Raw genomic sequence first — 20,261 nt, 5'->3', positions numbered from 1 at the left:
ATTGAAAACATTTATTTTGGAAAATTGCATAATTTTCAGTTTGAGATTATCCTTCATTATCCATGTTATTGCTTAACATGGGTAAAGACGTTTGAAATACGTGGAGGATTTTTATGACACCAGAACTTAATTTTATTGACGGGAAACTCGTTGATTGCAAAGGCTGCAAGACAATTCCTGTTACCAATCCTTCTACCGATGAAGTCATTGGTGAAATCTATGATACACCGAAGGGGGAAGTTGACAGGGCGGTTGCAGCGGCCAAAAAAGCACAGCCGGCATGGGAGAAATTACCGGCAATAGAACGTGCAAAATTTTTAAAGCAGATTGCCCAGAAAGTGCGCGAGCATGCGGATGAGGTCGCAAATATTCTGGTCAGAGAACAAGGGAAAACCCAGGCACTTGCCAAGGTAGAAGCGAATTTTACCGCCGACTACATGGATTATATGGCCGGTTGGGCTCGTCGCATTGAAGGGGAAATTATCCCTTCCGATCGCCCCGGTGAAACGATTTTGTTGATGCGACAGGCGATCGGTGTTGTTGGCGGTATTCTGCCGTGGAATTTTCCTTTCTTCCTGATCGCCCGGAAAATGGCACCGGCACTTCTTGTCGGCAATACGATTGTCATTAAGCCAAGCGTCGAAACTCCGCTCAATGCTTCAATTTTCGCCAAGATCGTTGCCAATACGGATTTGCCGAAGGGTGTATTCAATATGGTTTTCGGGCGTGGCTCGACCACCGGCCAGAATATTTGCGAAAATCCGGATGTCGGACTGCTAAGCTTTACCGGTTCTGTCGACACTGGCGTTCGTATTATGGCTGCTGCAGCAAAGAATATCACCAAAGTCAATCTGGAACTTGGCGGTAAAGCACCGGCAATTGTTGCCAAAGATGCCGATCTTGATCTTGCAGTGCGGGCAATTCTTGCTTCACGCGTTATCAATACCGGTCAGGTTTGTAATTGTGCAGAGCGGGTTTATGTCGATAAATCCATCGAGGCAGACTTTCTTGAACGAATGAGCAAGGCCATGAAGGCTGTCCGTTATGGCGATCCGGAAAAAATGGCCAATGCCGATATGGGTCCGTTGATTAATAAGTCGGCTTTGTCTTCGGTTTCCGGTTTTGTCGAGCGGGCACTTAAAGAAGGTGCCGAATGTCTTGTTGGCGGTCAGCCCGCCGATATGAAACATGGTAATTTCTATCAGCCGACATTGCTTGCCCATTGCAAACAGAAAATGGAAATTGTCCAGAACGAAGTGTTCGGACCGGTTCTTCCCGTTATTCCATTTAATACAATGGACGAAGCGATAGAAATGGCAAATGACACGATCTATGGCCTGACATCATCCATTTACACCAGAGACCTTTCGACGGCTATGCGCGCCTCGAACGAATTGCGGTTTGGAGAAACCTACATCAACCGTGAGAATTTCGAGGCTATGCAGGGTTTCCACGCGGGTGTTAAAAAATCGGGTATTGGTGGCGCTGATGGAAAACATGGAATTCTCGAATACACCCATACCCATGTTGTCTATATCCAGAATTGATTTGCAATTTAGAGCATAATAGCTGAGCTTTTCAGAGAGCACCCGACCAAGGTGCTTTCTGAATAATTTGAAATAGATAAAATATATTTTTGATATATTTTATGGTATTTTTTACATTTTAGATTTTTATTATATTTTAATAGTATAAATAAATATTACAAAAAACACTATTTCACTTTTTATTTGTTTCCGGTATAGTCAACTGTACGGAAAAGCTCTAGGATAAAAGCTGAAAGGGGTGTTTCATGCCAAAAATGAAAGCTGCAGTATTTGTAGAAAAAAACCGGATTGTGCTGGAAGACAAGCCTATCCCCGATATTGGTCCGTTAGATGCGTTGATCCGTATCACAACCACTACAATTTGCGGAACCGATATTCATATTCTTAAAGGCGAATATCCTGTCAAAAAAGGTCTGACAATTGGTCATGAACCAGTCGGAATTATCGAGAAGCTCGGGTCGGAAGTCAAAGGTTTTAAAGAAGGCCAACGTGTGATTGCGGGTGCAATTACGCCAAGCGGCATTTCAAACGCATGTATGTGCGGATGCGGTTCGCAAGATGGTCCGCATACGAAACATGGCTTTGAAGCGTTGGGCGGCTGGAAATTCGGTAACACTATTGACGGTGCGCAAGCGGAATTTTTGCGTGTTAATGACGCCGCGGCAAATCTATGTGTCATTCCTGACAATCTCACCGATGAACAAGTATTGATGTGTCCCGATATTATGTCGACCGGTTTTTCAGGTGCCGAACGCGGCGGAGTTAAAATCGGTGACATCGTTGTTGTCTGGGCATTGGGGCCGATCGGCTTGTGTGCTGTTGCCGGTGCCAAATTGTGCGGTGCGACAACAATTATCGGTGTTGATACAGTTCCGGCACGTATGGAAATGGCTAAAAAGCTCGGTGCCACCCATGTTGTCGATTTCAAAGCCTGCAATGCCGTTGAAGAAATCATGCGCCTGACGGATGGGCGTGGCGTTGACGTTGCCATTGAAGCTTTGGGGACACAACCGACGTTCGAGTCTTGTCTGAATGTTCTTCGCCCCGGCGGTACATTGTCCAGTTTGGGCGTTTATTCCAATGACCTGAAAATACCACTGGCAGGTTATCGCGCAGGTCTCGGAGATATTGACATTGTGAGTGGTCTTTGCCCCGGTGGTAAAGAACGTATGCGCCGTTTAATGAATGTTGTTGAAAATGGCAGCGTTGATTTACGTTCGCTCGTTACACATACTTATAAACTGGATGACATCGAAAAGGCTTATGATCTGTTTGCCCATCAGCGCGACGGGGTCATGAAAATCGCTATCAAAACCGGTGCCTGAACAAGTACGGGATAACTTATAAAAAAGCGGGCTCAAAAGCCCGCTTTTTCAATGCATAGAAATTATTTGCTTTCTTTTTTACGTTTTATGGCAGCACGTACGCCTGCTGCATAATCCGGATGGACTTTTTCAAAGTGTCCAAGTTGACGCTCGATGATGAAATCCGGAACGCCTTCCATTGCATCGGCAATGTTGGAGAACAACCGGTTTTTCTGATCCTGATCGAACAGATTGAAAAGTGCCGTTACCTGACTGTAATCGTCATTACCAGCCCGATGATCGTAACGATAAGCATCACCGGAAAGTTTTAACGGCGGTTCCTGTGCCGATTTATCTTCAACCGGACCATTGAAGGAATTCGGTTCGTAATAAGCGTCGACATTATTGGTTAAATGGCCGCCATAAGTGTTCATTTGGCCGTCACGATGGTAATTATGAACAGGGCAAACAGGCTTGTTTACCGGAATTTGTTCATAATGGGTGCCTAAACGATAACGGTGTGCATCCGCATAAGAGAATATACGGGCCTGCAACATTTTATCAGGCGAATAGCCGATGCCTGGAACAATGTTGGAAGGCGAGAAAGCAGCCTCTTCGATTTCTGCAAAATAATCGTCAGGATTACGGTTCAATTCCATAATACCGATATCCATTGGCGGATAATCTTTATGGGGCCAAACTTTTGTCAGATCGAAGGGGTTATAAGGTGTCTTGTCTGCGTCTGCTTCAGGCATAATCTGGACTTGGACTTTCCAACGCGGGAAGTTCCCGCTTTCAATGGCATTATAGAGTGCTTCCTGCGAGCTTTCACGCGTCTTTCCTACGAGTTCTTTAGCTTCGGCATTGGTATAGAATTTATGCCCCTGCATTGTCTTGAAATGGAATTTAACCCAGAAGCGTTCGCCTTTTTCATTCCACAGCGAATAAGTATGGGAGCCATAACCATTCATATGCATTGTATCGATCGGTAAACCGCGATCCGACATAAGAATGGTTACCTGATGCAGACTTTCAGGTGAAAGTGACCAGAAGTCCCATTGAGCAGTGTTCGACCGCAAATTGGTTCGCGGATGGCGTTTTTGCGTATGAATAAAATCGGGAAACTTATAGGCATCACGAACAAAAAATACTGGCGTATTATTGCCAACGAGATCCCAGTTGCCTTCAGACGTGTAGAACTTCAATGCAAAACCACGAACATCGCGTTCGGCATCAGCAGCTCCTCTTTCACCTGCAACAGTGGAAAAACGACCGAGCATGGGTGTTTCTGTGCCGGGTTTGAATACAGCAGCCTTTGTATAGCGTGTAATGTCGCCGGTGATTTTTAATACACCATGTGCGCCAACGCCTTTCGCGTGAACTGTGCGTTCCGGTATACGCTCACGGTTTTGATGCGCCAATTTTTCCAATAATTGATAATCTTGCATCAATACAGGACCGCGAGGACCTGCAGTAATGGAGTTCTGATTATCTGGTACGGCAGCGCCGGCCGTTGTTGTCAATGTAATCCGCTCGCTCATTAAAGCCTCCAAGTCTGTTCAATTTCAATTGGTCACACTTGAATAACATAGAGCAAGTTTAAATTAATTCTAATTTTTAATTGTTTAAAATCATATTAGCTTAAATTATAGCTCTGCATCAAAAACCGGAAAACCGCGTCTTTCTTTATCCTCAACAAAACGTTTCGCAGCGCAAGATTACGTTTTCACGCTAAATTACATTGTTCCTTGAAATAGACTTTACGGATTTGGCACGACGCTTGAGCGATTTGATAAAATCGTCGAATTTTATAAAAATGGATTTCCTCCTTATAGCTCGGGAAAAGCCCGGTTTTTCACCTATATGGTTTTTAATAAAGTAGATTAAAGTTTTACGTTTCGATAAACACCCTGAATTTTTTTTAAAAAGAGTTGTGGCGATTGTTACGTTCGCATTTTCTTTAATTTAAATTATAATTTTATAAAATATAAATGAAAGTTTGTTTTTGTTGTTTTTATAAAAATACATATAGTTATTTTTAATTAAAATAATTCTTTAATATAATATAATATAATATAATATAATCGTATTTAATTAATATTTATTATCAAATTCGGGGTGAAGTGAATGAAAGAACCGATATTAGCTTTGGTCGATTCCTCAATTTATTGGAAATCGGTTTGTGACCTTGCTCTTTGGGCTGCCCAACAATTCGACGCCCCGATCAGATTGCTGAATGTCCTTGAAAATATGGCGGAAGACGCATTTATACCACCGGATATAGCGAAGGATATCGATGACAGGTTCTATACTGATTTCATTGGAAAAATACGTGATCATTCAGCTTCCTATGCCCGGTTGATGCAGGAACTCGGGCAAACGTTGTTGGAAGACGCGAAAAGCTATATAGAGGAACGTGGCGGGCGTGATGTTGATACCCGATTGCGGTTTGATAGCCTTTCTGACGCGATAAGGTTTTATGGAAAAACATCACCATTGATTGTTATCGGCAAGCAAGGGCAAAAAACATTAAATATAACAAGTATAGCAAAGGTAGGTGAAAATTTCGAAACAATTATACGTGCTTCGCCAGTGCCGGTATTGGCTGCAACAATTGATGTGAAGCCGATAAAGAAAGCACTATTTCTCTATGATAGCGAATTCAAATGGAAGCTGATAACCAATTATTTCAATCACTTTCATCTTTTTTCCGGTAAAACTATAGTGCTTGCCTGTTCAAAATACGCTTCAAGTTCGGTATCAGAAGATATTGAAAAGCTGGTAAGAGAGCTCGAGAGTGCAAGAATACAGGTTTCCCCGTTGCTTCTTGATGATGATCGTGATGGCGAAAATATTAATAAAATTGTCGATGAAAACAATATTGATATGATTATTCTGAGTGCCTTTAACAAAGATAAAATAACGAGCCTGATATATGGTTCAATCCCGGGAAACCTTATACAAAAGCTAAAAGTTCCGACACTTATCGTCGGAAGCGGATTGGAAAAAGATCGTTGGATAGAGCGGAATTAAGCCTTGAAGTGGAACTTTAGCGCATAGTTCATCTTCACATTTAATTTTTCGAAAATCTTTTGACTGGGATGAGTATCTCAATTTAAATAAGCAAAGAGACCGAAACATAGGGGGAAATGTTTCGGCCTCCAAGTGGTCATCTGAACTAGCATGATGACCGAAGAGAAAAGTAAACTGAAGAAAGCTCCATACAGTTACAGATTGAGCGCTCGCTAAATCTCCTCCCTGAAACATTTCAGGTTGAAAAATCAACAGCAAGCTCTCAATCTCTGTAATGGGCAGCTAACCCTCCGGCAAGGTGCTGTCCCGTCCTTCTTCAGGACACTTGGTATCGTATTCAATTGATCAAATTAAATCCAATTGCTTTTTGTTTTTTGTTGTATAAGAAAAAGTTATCATGTTTACCGTAAGACAACTTCGTTATTTTCAGATTCTGGCCAGCACGGGCCATTTTGGTGAAGCATCCGAAAAATTGGGCATTTCGCAACCTGCACTCTCCGTACAAATTGCCGAGATGGAGAAAATAGCCGGTTCGCCGCTTTTTGAAAGGACATCGAAACGCATCATATTAACACCGCTCGGATGTAACTTTCTTCCGATTATCAACGATATTCTGGCGCGGCTTACCGTGCTTGGAGACATTGTAGCGGCGCATGAATCGCCGCTCAGCTATCCGATCAAACTTGGTATCATTCCGACCGTCGCACCTTATATATTGCCGTCTGTATTGCCAAAGGTCCGCCATTTGTATCCTTCTCTTACGCTGCAAATTCAGGAAGCAAAAACCGATAGACTTGTTGAGCTGCTGCGCAATGGCCATATTGATGCGGTTGTTGCTGCAACACCGCTTGATGAAGATGAATTTGTGTCGGAATTGCTCTTCGACGACGATTTTTATTATGCGCTGCCTCGCGATGACCCGCAATCGGTTTATAAAAACGTTCGTGCAGGCGATGTTGACACCGGCAAGTTGTTGCTTTTGGAAGAAGGTCATTGCCTGAGGGACCAAAGCCTTGAGGCCTGCCAGACAAAAAGATATCGTCACGACATTACGGCATCCTCATTAACAACATTGATGCAACTTGTTGCTAATGGCATCGGCATAACAATCATTCCGCAAATTGCTGTTTCAACGGAAGCCCGTTTGGATAATATCAGCGTTGTTGCTTTTGAAGGTGAAACACCGAAACGGCATATTTGTCTTTTCTGGAGAAGGCGATCACGCCGGAGCAAAGACTTCAAGTTGTTGGCTGATCTTTTAAAATCACTGGCTGTGCCAATTCTTGATCAGGCGCGGAATTTTATAATGTGATTGATTGCAGAAAACCGTTTTGTCATTAAGGATGGTTCTGTTCGCCTTTCGTCAAGCGGGATGGAGGGAGGCGTTACGATAATAGGGCTGTGAATTGCCAAACCGGAAACAATTGTCGAAGATAAAGCGCAACCGCACTGGAATTCTGTGTGAAATATTGTTGAGCCGGTAATACAAATCGTGCCCGGTGCTTTGTTGTTTATCAATTGATATGGATTGCTATTTTTACCACGGTTTCAACAAGAAACGGCATTGCTGAAACTTCAAAGTGTAAAAGCGGAAAACTATTTTGCAGAGTGATTGCCAGTCGGTAGGTGAACCGCGAGACGCAATCCTCATCCAATTCCCGATCTGACTTTCAAGGATGGAAAGTGTGTTCACTGATAAAATTAATAATGTTTTGAGGGACGATGGTAGTACGCTTGCCATGACCGGATGATTATCGTTTTCGCGATCTATAATTTGGTGCCATAATACGCATAAAGTTGGCGACCATTTTGTTATCAAACCGGCTATCAATGACATAGAAATGCCAACAAGTTTTCCGTGGCAAAACTATTTATAAAACCCCTTGCCGGCTTTTGGGGCAGGCAAGGGGGTAAATCCGAAAACCGCAATTACAGGATTGCACTCGGATAATTCGGGCTTTCGCGAGTGATCGACACATTATGGGTGTGGCTTTCACTCAGTCCGGCATTGGTAATGCGTACGAATGTTGCTTTTTTGCGGAATTCTTCAAGGTTCGGTGCACCGAGATAGCCCATTGAAGCACGCAAACCGCCACCGAGTTGATGCAGAACCGAGGCTGCAGGCCCCTTATAGGCAACTTGTCCTTCAATGCCCTCAGGCACGAGTTTCAATTCGTCATGCACATCTGCCTGAAAATAACGATCGGCCGAACCACGTGCCATTGCACTTACCGATCCCATCCCGCGATAGGCTTTGAAAGAGCGACCTTTATAGAGATAAACTTCCCCCGGGCTTTCTTCCGTGCCGGCGAGCAGCGAACCGATCATGACTGCACGGGCACCTGCTGCCAAGGCTTTTGCCAGATCGCCTGAATATTTGATACCGCCATCGGCAATAATCGGAATACCTGCTTTGTCAGCAACCTCGACAGCACCCATGATAGCCGAAAGTTGCGGGACACCGACACCAGCCACGATACGTGTTGTACAAATCGAACCCGGTCCAATCCCGACTTTAACAGCATCAGCTCCGCAATCGATGAGTGCCTGTGTTGCTTCAGGTGTTGCGACATTTCCGGCCATAATAGCGGTTGAACCGGCAATCTTTTTCACTTCCTTGACAGCATCAAGAACACGCTGGGAATGACCGTGAGCAGTATCAATCACCAGAATATCAACACCGGCATCAATAAGCCGTTCTGCCCGTTCCATGCCGTCACGACCGACAGTGCTTGCCGCACCGACACGTAAACGCCCTTGGGCGTCTTTGGCAGCATTCGGATTGAGGCGCGATTTTTCGATATCTTTTACAGTTATCAATCCGACGCAACGCCCTTCATTATCGACAACCAGAAGTTTTTCTATTCTATTTTGATGGAGAAGCCTTTTAGCCTCGTCATGTTGGACATTTTCACGAACGGTAACGAGGTTTTCCCGTGTCATCAATTCATAAATTTTCTGTTTCGGATCGGAAGCAAAACGAACATCACGGTTTGTCAGGATGCCGACAAGACGTCCCGGACCTTTTTCGCCATTCTCAACAACCGGAATGCCGGAAATGCCGTGAGCTGCCATAAGCGCCTTTGCTTCTTCCAACGTGGCTTCCGGCCCGATGGTAACGGGGTTGACAACCATGCCGGATTCAAACTTCTTGACCTGACGGACTTCCTCTGCCTGCTCGGTTGGTGTCATGTTACGATGGATAACACCCATTCCGCCTGATTGTGCCATGGCAATTGCCAATCTCGACTCGGTTACTGTATCCATTGCAGCCGACAAGAGCGGCAAGTTTAAAACTATGTCGGTTGCAACAGTCGTTTTAAGATCGACTTGCCCCGGCATAACTTCAGAATGGGCAGGCTGTAAAAGCACATCGTCAAATGTCAGTGCTTCTCTACCTGTAGCTGTTTCAATGATTTTTGCCATGTCCAATATTCCTTTAAAAACGAACAACCGCTGAAACCAAGTACAGCGGTACATTCGTATTGCTTCTTATGGATTGGCGCTGGTTCGTAACACGCGGGAACAAAATTGGAAAGGGGGGTGGCAATCACATTTTGAGTTATCACACTTTAATTTGGATTGTTTTTCTTAAAAATCCGCAATTCATCCTATCCGATAACCAAAAAAGTTGAATTCATTTAATCTATTGTCGGATAACGAAAGGAATTTTTATTTGGTATTTGGAAGCATTTATTTTTCGCAAAATCCGGAACAATTATTCTATTCGATATGCTGATGTTCCGTCTTTGAAAAAATTGAACTGCGGGAGCGATTTCCCGCTTATGCCGGTTGTCGTTTGTTAAAGACCAGGGGTTCTTCAACCAAACATGGATGAGAGTAGAAGAAACGCTCCGGTTATTCGATTTCAGCTACATCCAAATTATCTATAACGCTAGAGGCGACGGGTTTCTTGTCCGGTTGTGTGGAGACGGCACGAGTTCAGACTTTCCTGATGTAATTAAGGGACAGGCAGAATATTTTGCCCTCAAATAGTGTGAAGCGCACCTCATTAAAGCGCAAGATTTCCCGAAATCCTTGGAAGATTGCCATCCGTTCGTAATGCTTTTGTTGCATTCCTTGAGTAGTCAGATTTCAAGCAAGACGAACGTGTCGGTTTTGCGCCAAATTTGATAAATCAAAGACTTTGCGCGCAGATTATTTTTTTACAATTGTGATTGGATAGGCAACCAGCTAATCAGCTTGGCAAAAGCCCTTCGCCATATGCGACTTTCCGGTTCACGTTTTGTGAGGCATGGTTTTGCGCCTTCAACAAAATCCCAGTAAATCCGGTTTCTGCTATCAAGATGAAGATGATAGCTCATTTCCTTTGTTGTTTCTGCAGCAAAAAGCTTGTTCAATCTGTCGGATATGGGGGGACATTCAAACAGAATTCCCATTTCAGTGTTAAGTGAAGCTGAACGGGGGTCAAAATTGAAAGAACCGATAAATGCTGTTTTACCGTCGATCAGGAACGCCTTGGTATGAAGACTCGCACGACCGGAACCAAACAGGCGCAAGCGATGAGGCCCACCATCTGGCTTCAGTTCGTAAAGTTTTGCTCCGCCTTTAAGAAGTGGCTTGCGATAAGGCGCATATCCACCATGGACTGCAGCAACATCGGTTGCTGCCAGAGAATTTGTAAGTATCCGGACGTCGGCACCATTTTTTACGAGCTTGCAAAGCCGTTCGGTTCCCGCTTTTCCGGGAACAAAATAGGGAGATGTAATCTGCAGCTCGGTTTTTGCGCTATCGATTAATGGTGAAAACACTGTCATCAACCAGTTTTCAGGCCTATGCCCAAGAGCTTTTTCGGGGGGATCCGACACAACATCAACCGCAACAACCGGAAAAAGCTTATGTTGCGGTTTGATGAAATGTTCGAAATTCATATGATTGCGGACATAATCAAGATAAGGTTTTGCGTTTTCCGAGTCGTGAAATTGCGTGAGTTTGTTTTTCCAATAATTGATATCACGGGCTTTTTTGGGTACTGCCAAGGCATGGATGGGCAGTGCCACAGCACTGTTCCAGAATGAATCGAAAATTGTTTCCACTTTTTTGACCGAAGGCCCGACAAGCATCAAATCAAGATCGCGAAAATTGGAGGCCTTGCCCGCTCCGAAATAGGCGTCGGCAATATTACGCCCGCCTACAAAAGCAATGCGCCCGTCAATGATAAAAGCTTTGTTGTGCATTCTGCGGGTGACTGTTAATGCACGTAACACCATTTCAAGACCGCGTCTCAAACCACCGTTTCGCGCCCGTCCGGGGTTGAACATCCGTATTTCTATGTTCGGATGTTTATCAAGCGCAACATAGGCCGGATCACGCCCCTGTGCATTAATATCGTCAAGCAACATACGGACGCGAACGCCTCTATCGGCAGCATCCATCACCTCTTTCAAAAGAAGGCGACCCGTGAGGTCATCATCCCAGATATAATACATGAGATCAAGACTGCGTCCGGCAAGTCCGGTTCCGACAGCGCGGCCGGCAAAAGCATCAAGATTACTGATGAAAAGTGACAGCCCGTCTTTTTCAACACCCAACCCGTTTTCACGTTTTGCCAAATCTTCGATTTTCTGGTCTATTTTTGTGCTTTTTCCACCTATTTTCAGCGCAAAAGAACTTTCGCCGCGCGCACTTTTTGCAAAGCGTCCGTAAGCATAGACAGCCAGCATAGAGGCTAACGCAAACACGATAACAATTGCGATGACTAAATGTAGAATGTTCAAAGAAAAGGCTCTCTTGTTCCAGAAAACGATGTAATCTAATATAATTGGCTAATGTCGTCTATTCATTTCCTGAATTGGCTATTTTAAAAAATAGTTGATAGTGGCTCGATTCATTATAGGCGACAAACAGTAACAGGTAACAATAACGCTATCTTTTTTTGGGGAAACATTTTTTTCAGCCTTCCGGTTTTAAGTTTGATGACTTTCCCGGAGGTTTTGCCAATTTTGAAAACTCTTTTTATCAACAAGTGAAAAATCGCAATGGCCTGTTCCTTTCCGGAGGCCAGTCTTGAAGACTTGTCGTCCGATGTAAAAAGGCAAACCTCTATTGATCTCAAAAAATAATTTGATTTTGCTGCTTTTAAATAAATAATGGATAAAAATAAAGAATCCGTTGAACGGAAGATGAACGATAGAAATAAATGGCGAAGCGGATTTCACCCTATGATGGCCCTTGTTTTCTGTCTTTTCAACGTTGCAATAGAAGTATCGTCACGACAAAATTGATTGGGCGTTCAAATGGTTGAACAAACTGAAGAATTGTCGCCTCATTGGCGGCGAAATCTCATCATATCGGCTTTCGGTGCCTTTACGACGATTGTCGGGATGACTGTTCTTTTGCCTTTTTTGCCACTTTTTGTTGAAGAAATCGGAGTGAGTGATCCGAAAGCCATTTCGGAATGGTCAGGAATTGCATATGCAGCGACGTTTTTTTCTGCAACTCTTGTCGCGCCTTTGTGGGGCCGTTTGGGCGACCGTTACGGGCGTAAGCTTATGTTGGTTCGTGCAAGTTTCGGCATGGCAATTTCGATCGGATTGATGGGCTTTGTTACCAGCATTTCACAATTGGTTTTATTGCGTTTATTGACAGGGCTCGCCGGAGGTTATGCCTCGGGAGCGGCTATTCTAGCAGCCACGCAAACGCCGAAAGATAAAACCGGATGGGCACTGGGCGTTATTTCGTCCGGTGTTATGGCTGGCAATTTTATCGGTCCATTGATTGGCGGTATTTTACCGGATTACATCGGCATAAGAACGTGTTTTGTCGCTATCGGTATTCTGATTTTTATAACTTTTATCATTACAACATTTGCGATCAGTGAAAATCATAAGGTATTTGTTGACCGGCGTCGCAAAAAAAACAATGGCATGCTCACGCGAAGTCTCTTTAACCACAATGTTAGCGCAATGTTGCTAACCGGAGCGCTTCTAACATTTGCCAATCTGTCAATCGAGCCGATTATAACAATTTTTGTAAATACTCTGTCCAAAGGGGGAGCGAGTGTAACTTTCTGGGCAGGTCTTGTTATGTCAATGACAGCATTAGGAAGTGCGCTATCGGCAACCCAACTCGGCCGGCTCGCTGATCGCGTCGGGCATTGGAAAGTGTTAGTCTGGGCAATGATTGCAGCTATCATTCTCGTCGTGCCGCAAGCATTTGTGACATCCGCATGGATGTTGGTTGTACTGCGCTTTCTGCTCGGTCTGGCACTTGGTGGACTGATTCCTTGTGTAACTGCTATTTTGCGTCATATCGTACCGGATGATGCTGTGGGAACTGTCTTGGGGCTTTCTGTTTCGTCCCAATATGTCGGGCAGGTTCTGGGGCCTGTTTGCGGCGGTTTTATTGGTGGGTGGTTCGGCGTTCGTCCAGTCTTTTTTGTAACCGCCTTGGTTATTTTCGTCGCCATTGTCATAAACCTGAAACTTTATCGATATCACGAAAAGGCGTGAGGCCGCACAAATATCGACAATATATCTATTGTCATAGCTTGAAACGTGCCAAGAAAATCGGAGGTGGTGAATTCAAATGCCAATATTGATAGAAAAAGGCGGTCAGAGACCGCCTTTTTTACAAATCATCATATGCCTTTTCAAATAGTAAGCTTTTAATAAAAGGCAGTTCAATCCGAACCAATTTAATGGTCAGAAGCGACTGACGCACCGATGCCGGTTTCAGAACGGATCTGTTGGGCAGGAAAGCCGGCGCGATCTTCCTGTGCACGGTTGCTGTTGTCGGTAATTGAAAACAACCATACACCGCCAAAGCCCAATATCATCGAGAAGAGGGCAGGTGAAGTATAGGGGAAGAGCACCGTATCCGGTGAGAAACCGAATGTCGAAACCCATACGGCCGGCGAGACAATTGTGAGGCCGACAGAAGATATGAGTCCAAGGAAGCCCCCGATCACTGCTCCCCGTGTGGTACATTTTTTCCACAGGATGGAAAGCAGAAGAACAGGAAAGTTTGCAGATGCTGCAATAGCAAAAGCAAGTGCAACCATAAAGGCCACGTTTTGCTGTTCGAAAACAATGCCAAGTAGAATGGCAATGATGCCGATGATGACCGTAGCAATGCGTGATATCCGCAGTTCGACGTCACTTGCTGCCGTGCCTTTTTTTAAGACCATATTGAAAATATCATGGGAAATTGCTGTTGCACCGGAAAGAGTAAGGCCTGCCACAACAGCCAGAATAGTCGCAAAAGCCACAGCAGAAATAAAACCGTAGAACATATTTCCGCCGACCGCCTTTCCGACCATAACCGCGGCCATATTGGCCGCTCCTGCACCACTTGAAAGGGGCGCTGAAAGTACCGGATCGGAGAGAACAAGTGCAATGGCACCAAAACCGATAATAAAGATAACAATATAGAAATATCCGTTCCAGATCGTTGCCCACAAAACAGATTTTCGGGCTTCTTTTGCATTCGGGACAGTGAAAAAACGCATCAGAATATGTGGCAGTCCGGCGGTTCCGAACATTAATGCCATGCCGAAGGAAATAGCCGAAATCGGATCCTTTATAAAACCACCGGGAGACATGATCGATTGTCCGGCAGCAATCGCTTCAGGCGAAGTGGCGTCAACAGAGTTTTTTTGGGCAAACAATGTCGCTTTAACGTTGACTGCGGCCTGAAAGAAATTTTCAAAGCTGAAGTTAAATTTCAACAAGATCATGAATGCCATAAAAGTGACGCCGATAAGAAGCAATACGGCTTTGATGATCTGCACCCATGTTGTGGCTGTCATTCCACCAAAAAGCACGTAAATCATCATCAAAACACCGACAAGAATTACGGCATAAAGATAATCCAGTCCGAACAGGAGTTTGATAAGCTGGCCGGCACCGACCATTTGTGCAATCAGATAAAAAGCGACAACGGCAAGTGTCCCGCAGGCGGCGAATATCCGTATCGGGGCGGTTGCAAAACGGAACCCTGCGACATCGGCAAAATTGAAGCGACCGAGGTTGCGTAATCTTTCCGCCACAAGAAACATGACAATAGGCCAACCGACAAGAAAGCCGACGGCATAGATCAATCCGTCATAACCGACGCTCATGACCATAGCCGAAATTCCAAGAAAGGAAGCGGCAGACATAAAGTCACCGGCAATAGCCAAACCGTTCTGAAAACCGGTTATACCGCCGCCAGCGGTATAGAAGTCCGCTCGTGACCGGGTTCTGTTTGCAGCCCATTTGGTAATCCACAGGGTCAGAGCGACAAACACGAAAAACATGATAATTGCCGACCAGTTCGTGGCTTGTTTAGGAAGTTCTCCGCCAATGGCATCGGCTTTCGCATTGATGTTGTTCGAGAGAAAAATGAGGAAAGTACCTATCCCGAAGACGGGCTGCCTTTTTAAAAAACAAAAGAGGTTCATTGCTTAACCTCCTTTTTAATCTCGTCGATATAATGGTCGTAACTGCTATTTGCGATCAGAATATAGATTGCAGTTAAAAGCACCATGACAACAATCACACCTATACCAATCGGGATGGCTATCGTTGTGACGCCGGTACCAATGCGTAAACTCAGGAACTGCTTGTCAAAGGCAATGAGTGCAATCCAGCCATAATAAACAATAAGGGCAATAACGGTAAGAATGCCGCCCAACCTGTTGCGCTTTTTTCTCAACGTAATATAGGCAGGGCTTGCCTCTATCCGGGCAATAGTTTCTTTATCCATGACGGCTCCTCCTCCGCGACAGGAATGATTTTCAAATTCAGTCAGATATTGTTACTTGTAATCCGTGTCACTCATGGGGGGCAGAAGGCGCGAAACGGTTGCTCTCCTCTGATGCCGTTCCAATTTCAGGCCAATAGCTATCCCTGCCGTTCCAGACGTAGTAAAATACTCATATTTCACTTGATTTACTCTGAATTAAAGTAACTAACATGACTATCTTAGGTTTAAAAAATGATTTTTATTTGACACCTCCATAAAATAAATTTCATTCGATTTAAAATAATCATGCAAGTGATATGTTATGTCAATATTGTCAAAATTTAAATTATGTTTTTTGATGATTTTCGTATTCAATTTTTCGTATATATAAATTAAAATCTTTGCTTTGGATGTTTTGTCGCTTTTATGAAAAGCAGTAAGAGATGTGCCGCTGTGTCTAATGTGAGGGAAAATTGCGCAATTCCAATGGCTCTTAATAAGCCGATTCAACTGTGCTGTCGGTCGAGAAAAATCCAGGAAAAATTCTAGTAGGGGAATATCATTAAGCGTCTTATAATATTTAAAGCTTTTGATCTTTTTGAAGATGCACTATTTTGAATAATGGTATTCAAAACACTACCGGAATAAAACAGAATGAAGATAACTATCAAACGGATTTATGAACCATATTCGGAAAATGATGGTTGGCGGGTTTTGATTGATCGCCTCTGGCCAAGGGGGCTTTCCAAGGAGAAAGCCCATATTGATGATTGGCAAAAGGAATTGGCACCGAGCAATGAGTTGCGTCATTGGTTCAACCATGACGTTGCCAAATGGGAAGAATTCAAAAGCCGATATATTTCCGAGCTCGATGGTCAATTGGAAGCGATCGAACTTTTTCTTTCTTCCCTGAAGAAACATCCGCAAGTAACGTTATTGTATGCCGCGCATGATGAAGAACACAACAACGCGGTAGTACTTCTCAATTATCTGGAAAACCGTATTTCCCGGGATTGAGAATATTGTCAGGATCGAGAGCCTGTTTAATTGTCCACATGAAGTCGACAGCATCTCCAAGTTCCATACGCAAATATTTTATCTTGCGTTGTCCTATACCATGTTCACCTGTGCAAGTGCCCCTCATTGATATGGCCCGTTCCGACAGCCTCTCGGTAAATTCATAGATGCGTTTTTCTTCCCTCTCGTTGTCTTTCGGGTAACCGACAAAAACATGAAAGTTGCCGTCACCAACGTGACCGATGATGGGGCCGATCAGATTATGTTCTTTCAGGTCTTTTTGCGTTTCGGTGACGCAATCGGCAAGACGCGAAATAGGCACACAGGCATCTGTAGAAAATACATCGCATTCGGGCAAGCTTGCCTCGGCAGCCCATAAAGCACTATGGCGGGCTTTCCAAAGTTGGGCCCGTTTTTCCGGGTCGGTAGATTGCTGAAAATTGCTCGAACCATGGGCAGAGGCAATTTCGCTAAACGTGGCAGCCTGACTTGCAACACTTGCCTCGTCGCCATGGAACTCGACGCAAAGCGTCGGGCGTGGCTCCAAAGTTAAACCGGAATAGGCGTTGCACGCCTTGACCATGAACTCGTCCATCAGTTCGACACGTGCAAAGGGTATAGCACACTGGATGGATTCGATGACAGTATTACAAGCGTCTCCAATTGTTGCAAAAGTGCAAATGCCACTCGAAACGACTTCGGGTATCGGATGCAGCCTTATTGTGAGTTCGGTAAAAAGCCCGAGTGTGCCTTCCGAGCCAACGAGGAGGCGTGTCAGATCATAACCGGCGGCAGATTTTTTGGCTCTGCTTGCTGTGCGGATGAGGCGTCCATCGGCCATGACCGCCTCTGCACATAAAACCGCCTCTCTCATTGTTCCATAACGAACGGCGCTGGTACCTGATGCGCGTGTGGCCGCCATACCTCCGATTGAGGCATTCGCGCCGGGGTCAATTGGAAAAAACAAACCGCTATCACGCAACCAGCTGTTCAATTTTTCTCGCGTAATACCCGGTTGCACGGTGATTGTCATATCTTCCGGCGAAAAAGATACAACCTGATCCATTTTTGAAAAATCGATACTGATACCCCCATAAGGAGCATTCAACTGCCCTTCAAGCGAGCTTCCCACGCCAAAACCGATAATCGGCATTTTATGACAGGCGCAAATTTTGGCTGTCTTGACCACATCATCTTTTGACAAAGCATAAACAACGCCATCAGGCACTTCGTGCCGCAATTTTGTTTCATTGTGCGAGTGGGTATCTCGAACTGAAAGATTATCGCTGAAACGATTGCCGAAGGCCGTTTCCAATTCTTTACACACGTGATCTACGGTCTTCTTATCTAATTTAGCCATTCTCTACACTCCTCTCCCTGTATTGGATAGCTAATTTAAAATGTTGGCACGATCGAGAGATATTTTTCAATAAAATTATTCATAAAACAAATGTATTATATCAATTATGTATAATATATGTTTTCTTTTATTTGTATATGAGAACGATTTTATAAAAAAACGAAAAATGTATAAGATCAATATTGCAAGAAAAATAGTCTTGCTAACAAAAACGGAAATCAACAGCCTCCATCAGCACATGTTTTCCGAAAGGTTGTAGAATCATGTTCCACTGACAAACACTCGTTTTGTTATCATTTAAAAAAATGAAAAAGCAAAAATTACTTAATAAATTAAACGCAGTCATAAGTTTTAAAAGACGATTATGATATTCTGTTATGCGGATTGTAAGTTTTAATAAAATAAATAAACCCGAATAAAATCCCGAAAATAAAATAAGATCAGAAAATAAAAGAAAGCTGCCTATTTACTCAAAAACAGGCAGCCGATGATAAGTCAATTTTTATCAAATACACCGGAATGAAGCGAAGCTGAAAATTATTGTTTTGAATTCATTGGTTGAAGAGCCGCTTCACTTTTGATTGTCAATAGTCTTCAAAACCATATTTTCCGGGGTTGAGAATATTGTCAGGGTCGAGAGCTTTTTTAATAGCCCGCATATAATCGACAGCATCTCCGAGTTCGAGCCGCAAATATTTTGCTTTTCTTTGCCCGATGCCATGTTCGCCTGTGCAAGTTCCATCCATAGAAATTGCCCTTTCGGACAATCTTTCGGAAAATTCGTAGACCTTCTTTTCTTCTTCTTTATTACCTTTGTGATAGCCGAGAAGAACATGGAAGTTTCCATCACCGACATGACCGACCATTGGTCCGATGAGGTGGTGCTCCTGAAGGTCTTTCTGTGTTTCACCCACGCAATCGGCAAGCCGCGAAATAGGGACACAGGCATCAGTGGAAAATACATCGCAATCGGGCAGGCTTGCCTGAGCAGCCCAAAAGGCTTCGTGGCGCGCTTTCCAGAGTTCGGCGCGTTTATCCGGATCGGTCGAATGTTTGAAATCTTTTGATCCATGGCTTGCTGCTATTTCACCAAAGAGTGAAACTTGTGCGGCAACGCTGGTTTTATCGCCATGGAATTCGACACAAAGTGTGGGAAGGGGATCAAGTTTCAATCCCGAATAAGCGTTACAGGCTTTTGTCATGAATTCATCAAGAAGTTCAACACGTGCGAAGGGAATAGCGCATTGAATTGATTCAATAACTGCATTGCAAGCATCGGTTACAGTCGGGAAAGTGCAAGCGCCGCACGAAACGACTTCCGGAACCGGATGCACGCGCAATGTAATTTCGGTAAAAATACCGAGTGTCCCTTCGGAGCCAACGAGTAGACGGGTCAGGTCATAGCCGGCGGCCGATTTTTTTGCGCGGCTTGCCGTACGAATAATTCTCCCATCTGCCATAACCGCTTCAGCACTTAAAACAGCTTCTCTCATCGTGCCATAGCGCACGGCATTGGTTCCGGATGCACGTGTCGAGGCCATGCCACCAATAGATGCATCGGCACCGGGGTCGATCGGGAAGAAAAGACCACTGTCGCGCAACCAGCTATTCAAAGTTTCGCGGGTAATTCCGGGCTGGACAGTAATGGTCATATCTTCAGGTGAAAAAGAAACAACCTGATCCATTTTTGAAAAATCAATGCTGATACCACCTTTCGGGGCATTGAGCTGTCCTTCAATGGAACTTCCGGCCCCAAAGGGAATAATCGGCATTTTGTGCTTAGCGCAAATCTTTACGATCTTTACAACATCGTCTTTGTTGGTTGCATAGACAACGCCATCAGGAGTTTGTTGATAAAGTGCGGTCACATTATGGGAATGAGCCTGACGGACAGAAAGATTGCGGCTGAACCTATCTCCGAAAGCCGCTTTCAATTCTTCACAAACACGATCTATTGTCGCTTCATCGCAGTGTTTTGCCATTCTTTTTACTCTCTCTTTGGGTGGGCAATTTTCTTTTGCCACTTTCGCGCCAAGCGCAAGAAATTGCAATGATATTTCAAAATATTATGATTGATAATGGGCTTCCGCGATAATTTTTTTAAAGGATTGAAAATTTATTCCAAAGGAATAAGCGCATTTGTTTATCCATTGTGAAATCGTTTCTGTTAATACACACTGGTTCGATGACAAAATGTTTTGGTGAATGTCAACTTCACCCGTCATTCAAGCATGATTATTTTGGCTGTTCAAAGAGGATGCAAGTGACAGACTTAATTCACGTCTGTCTCCATGCTTTTTGTGAATGCTCTCA

13 protein-coding genes are annotated in these 20,261 nt (G+C 44.2%); 6 read left to right on the top strand and 7 right to left on the bottom strand.

Annotated elements, in window-relative coordinates; translation table 11 throughout:
- Nucleotides 1–113 precede the first annotated feature (113 nt).
- Together aldA and H3V12_RS05805 are read left to right on the top strand one after the other, a co-directional pair.
- Complete coding sequence (gene aldA, locus H3V12_RS05810; RefSeq protein ID WP_198213457.1) at nt 114–1,547, top strand: aldehyde dehydrogenase; 1,434 nt, start codon at nt 114–116, stop codon at nt 1,545–1,547.
- A 245-nt stretch (nt 1,548–1,792) separates the two neighbouring features.
- Nucleotides 1,793–2,872: an NAD(P)-dependent alcohol dehydrogenase gene (locus tag H3V12_RS05805; RefSeq protein WP_198213455.1), complete on the top strand. Its 1,080-nt coding sequence runs from the start codon at nt 1,793–1,795 to the stop codon at nt 2,870–2,872.
- Nucleotides 2,873–2,934: 62 nt separating this feature from the next.
- Here H3V12_RS05805 and H3V12_RS05800 read toward each other — a convergent pair whose 3' ends face one another.
- Entirely contained in the window at nt 2,935–4,392 is a 1,458-nt protein-coding gene (locus H3V12_RS05800) for a catalase (protein ID WP_198213453.1), read from the bottom strand.
- Nucleotides 4,393–4,978: 586 nt separating this feature from the next.
- Between H3V12_RS05800 and H3V12_RS05795 the strand changes: the two genes are divergently transcribed.
- Both H3V12_RS05795 and H3V12_RS05790 read left to right on the top strand, forming a co-directional pair.
- Nucleotides 4,979–5,884 carry a universal stress protein gene (locus H3V12_RS05795; RefSeq protein ID WP_198213451.1) on the top strand — a complete coding sequence of 302 codons (906 nt, stop codon included), beginning with the start codon at nt 4,979–4,981 and terminating at the stop codon, nt 5,882–5,884.
- 397 nt (nt 5,885–6,281) lie between these two features.
- Nucleotides 6,282–7,196, top strand: coding sequence for a hydrogen peroxide-inducible genes activator (locus H3V12_RS05790; RefSeq protein WP_075916123.1), 915 nt, complete (start codon nt 6,282–6,284; stop codon nt 7,194–7,196).
- Between the two features lie 617 nt (nt 7,197–7,813).
- Here the strand turns inward: H3V12_RS05790 and guaB are convergent.
- Both guaB and H3V12_RS05780 read right to left on the bottom strand, forming a co-directional pair.
- Entirely contained in the window at nt 7,814–9,310 is a 1,497-nt protein-coding gene (guaB, locus tag H3V12_RS05785) for an IMP dehydrogenase (RefSeq protein ID WP_198213449.1), read from the bottom strand.
- A gap of 740 nt (nt 9,311–10,050) precedes the next feature.
- Nucleotides 10,051–11,622, bottom strand: coding sequence for a phospholipase D family protein (locus H3V12_RS05780; protein WP_198213447.1), 1,572 nt, complete (start codon nt 11,620–11,622; stop codon nt 10,051–10,053).
- 519 nt (nt 11,623–12,141) lie between these two features.
- Here H3V12_RS05780 and H3V12_RS05775 point away from each other — a divergent pair.
- Nucleotides 12,142–13,356 (top strand): MFS transporter, encoded by a 1,215-nt coding sequence (locus H3V12_RS05775; RefSeq protein ID WP_198213445.1) that lies wholly within the window; start codon nt 12,142–12,144, stop codon nt 13,354–13,356.
- Nucleotides 13,357–13,541: 185 nt separating this feature from the next.
- Here the strand turns inward: H3V12_RS05775 and H3V12_RS05770 are convergent, their stop codons facing one another.
- Both H3V12_RS05770 and H3V12_RS05765 read right to left on the bottom strand, forming a co-directional pair.
- Entirely contained in the window at nt 13,542–15,287 is a 1,746-nt protein-coding gene (locus H3V12_RS05770; protein ID WP_198213443.1) for a cation acetate symporter, read from the bottom strand.
- Nucleotides 15,284–15,592 (bottom strand): DUF485 domain-containing protein, encoded by a 309-nt coding sequence (locus tag H3V12_RS05765; protein ID WP_198213441.1) that lies wholly within the window; start codon nt 15,590–15,592, stop codon nt 15,284–15,286. Before H3V12_RS05765 ends, H3V12_RS05770 begins: the two co-directional genes overlap by 4 nt.
- 633 nt (nt 15,593–16,225) lie before the next feature.
- On the opposite strand from H3V12_RS05765, the gene H3V12_RS05760 reads away from it, so the two are divergent.
- On the top strand, nt 16,226–16,588 hold the full coding sequence (locus H3V12_RS05760; RefSeq protein WP_198213439.1) for a DUF488 family protein: 363 nt from the start codon (nt 16,226–16,228) through the stop codon (nt 16,586–16,588).
- Here H3V12_RS05760 and H3V12_RS05755 read toward each other — a convergent pair.
- Both H3V12_RS05755 and H3V12_RS05750 read right to left on the bottom strand, forming a co-directional pair.
- Nucleotides 16,554–17,948, bottom strand: a complete 1,395-nt coding sequence (locus H3V12_RS05755) for an FAD-linked oxidase C-terminal domain-containing protein (protein WP_198213437.1) — start codon at nt 17,946–17,948, stop codon at nt 16,554–16,556. The two genes, H3V12_RS05760 and H3V12_RS05755, sit on opposite strands and share 35 nt — an antisense overlap.
- A 584-nt stretch (nt 17,949–18,532) precedes the next feature.
- Nucleotides 18,533–19,930, bottom strand: a complete 1,398-nt coding sequence (locus H3V12_RS05750) for an FAD-linked oxidase C-terminal domain-containing protein (RefSeq protein WP_198213435.1) — start codon at nt 19,928–19,930, stop codon at nt 18,533–18,535.
- Nucleotides 19,931–20,261: the final 331 nt, after the last annotated feature.

It is taken from the genome of Bartonella sp. W8167 (assembly GCF_016100335.1).
GTDB lineage: Bacteria > Pseudomonadota > Alphaproteobacteria > Rhizobiales > Rhizobiaceae > Bartonella > Bartonella apis.
The sequence above is the reverse complement of the archived record's forward strand: the minus strand, read 5'-3'. Positions and strand labels throughout refer to the sequence as shown.

What these genes read in the sequence shown, in the direction of transcription:
- aldA (WP_198213457.1), top strand. Translation starts at nt 114, where the DNA reads ATGACACCAGAACTTAATTTTATTGACGGGAAACTCGTTGATTGCAAA.
- H3V12_RS05805 (WP_198213455.1), top strand. Translation starts at nt 1,793, where the DNA reads ATGCCAAAAATGAAAGCTGCAGTATTTGTAGAAAAAAACCGGATTGTG.
- H3V12_RS05800 (WP_198213453.1), bottom strand. Translation starts at nt 4,392, where the DNA reads ATGAGCGAGCGGATTACATTGACAACAACGGCCGGCGCTGCCGTACCA.
- H3V12_RS05795 (WP_198213451.1), top strand. Translation starts at nt 4,979, where the DNA reads ATGAAAGAACCGATATTAGCTTTGGTCGATTCCTCAATTTATTGGAAA.
- H3V12_RS05790 (WP_075916123.1), top strand. Translation starts at nt 6,282, where the DNA reads ATGTTTACCGTAAGACAACTTCGTTATTTTCAGATTCTGGCCAGCACG.
- guaB (WP_198213449.1), bottom strand. Translation starts at nt 9,310, where the DNA reads ATGGCAAAAATCATTGAAACAGCTACAGGTAGAGAAGCACTGACATTT.
- H3V12_RS05775 (WP_198213445.1), top strand. Translation starts at nt 12,142, where the DNA reads ATGGTTGAACAAACTGAAGAATTGTCGCCTCATTGGCGGCGAAATCTC.
- H3V12_RS05770 (WP_198213443.1), bottom strand. Translation starts at nt 15,287, where the DNA reads ATGAACCTCTTTTGTTTTTTAAAAAGGCAGCCCGTCTTCGGGATAGGT.
- H3V12_RS05765 (WP_198213441.1), bottom strand. Translation starts at nt 15,592, where the DNA reads ATGGATAAAGAAACTATTGCCCGGATAGAGGCAAGCCCTGCCTATATT.
- H3V12_RS05760 (WP_198213439.1), top strand. Translation starts at nt 16,226, where the DNA reads ATGAAGATAACTATCAAACGGATTTATGAACCATATTCGGAAAATGAT.
- H3V12_RS05755 (WP_198213437.1), bottom strand. Translation starts at nt 17,948, where the DNA reads ATGGCTAAATTAGATAAGAAGACCGTAGATCACGTGTGTAAAGAATTG.
- H3V12_RS05750 (WP_198213435.1), bottom strand. Translation starts at nt 19,930, where the DNA reads ATGGCAAAACACTGCGATGAAGCGACAATAGATCGTGTTTGTGAAGAA.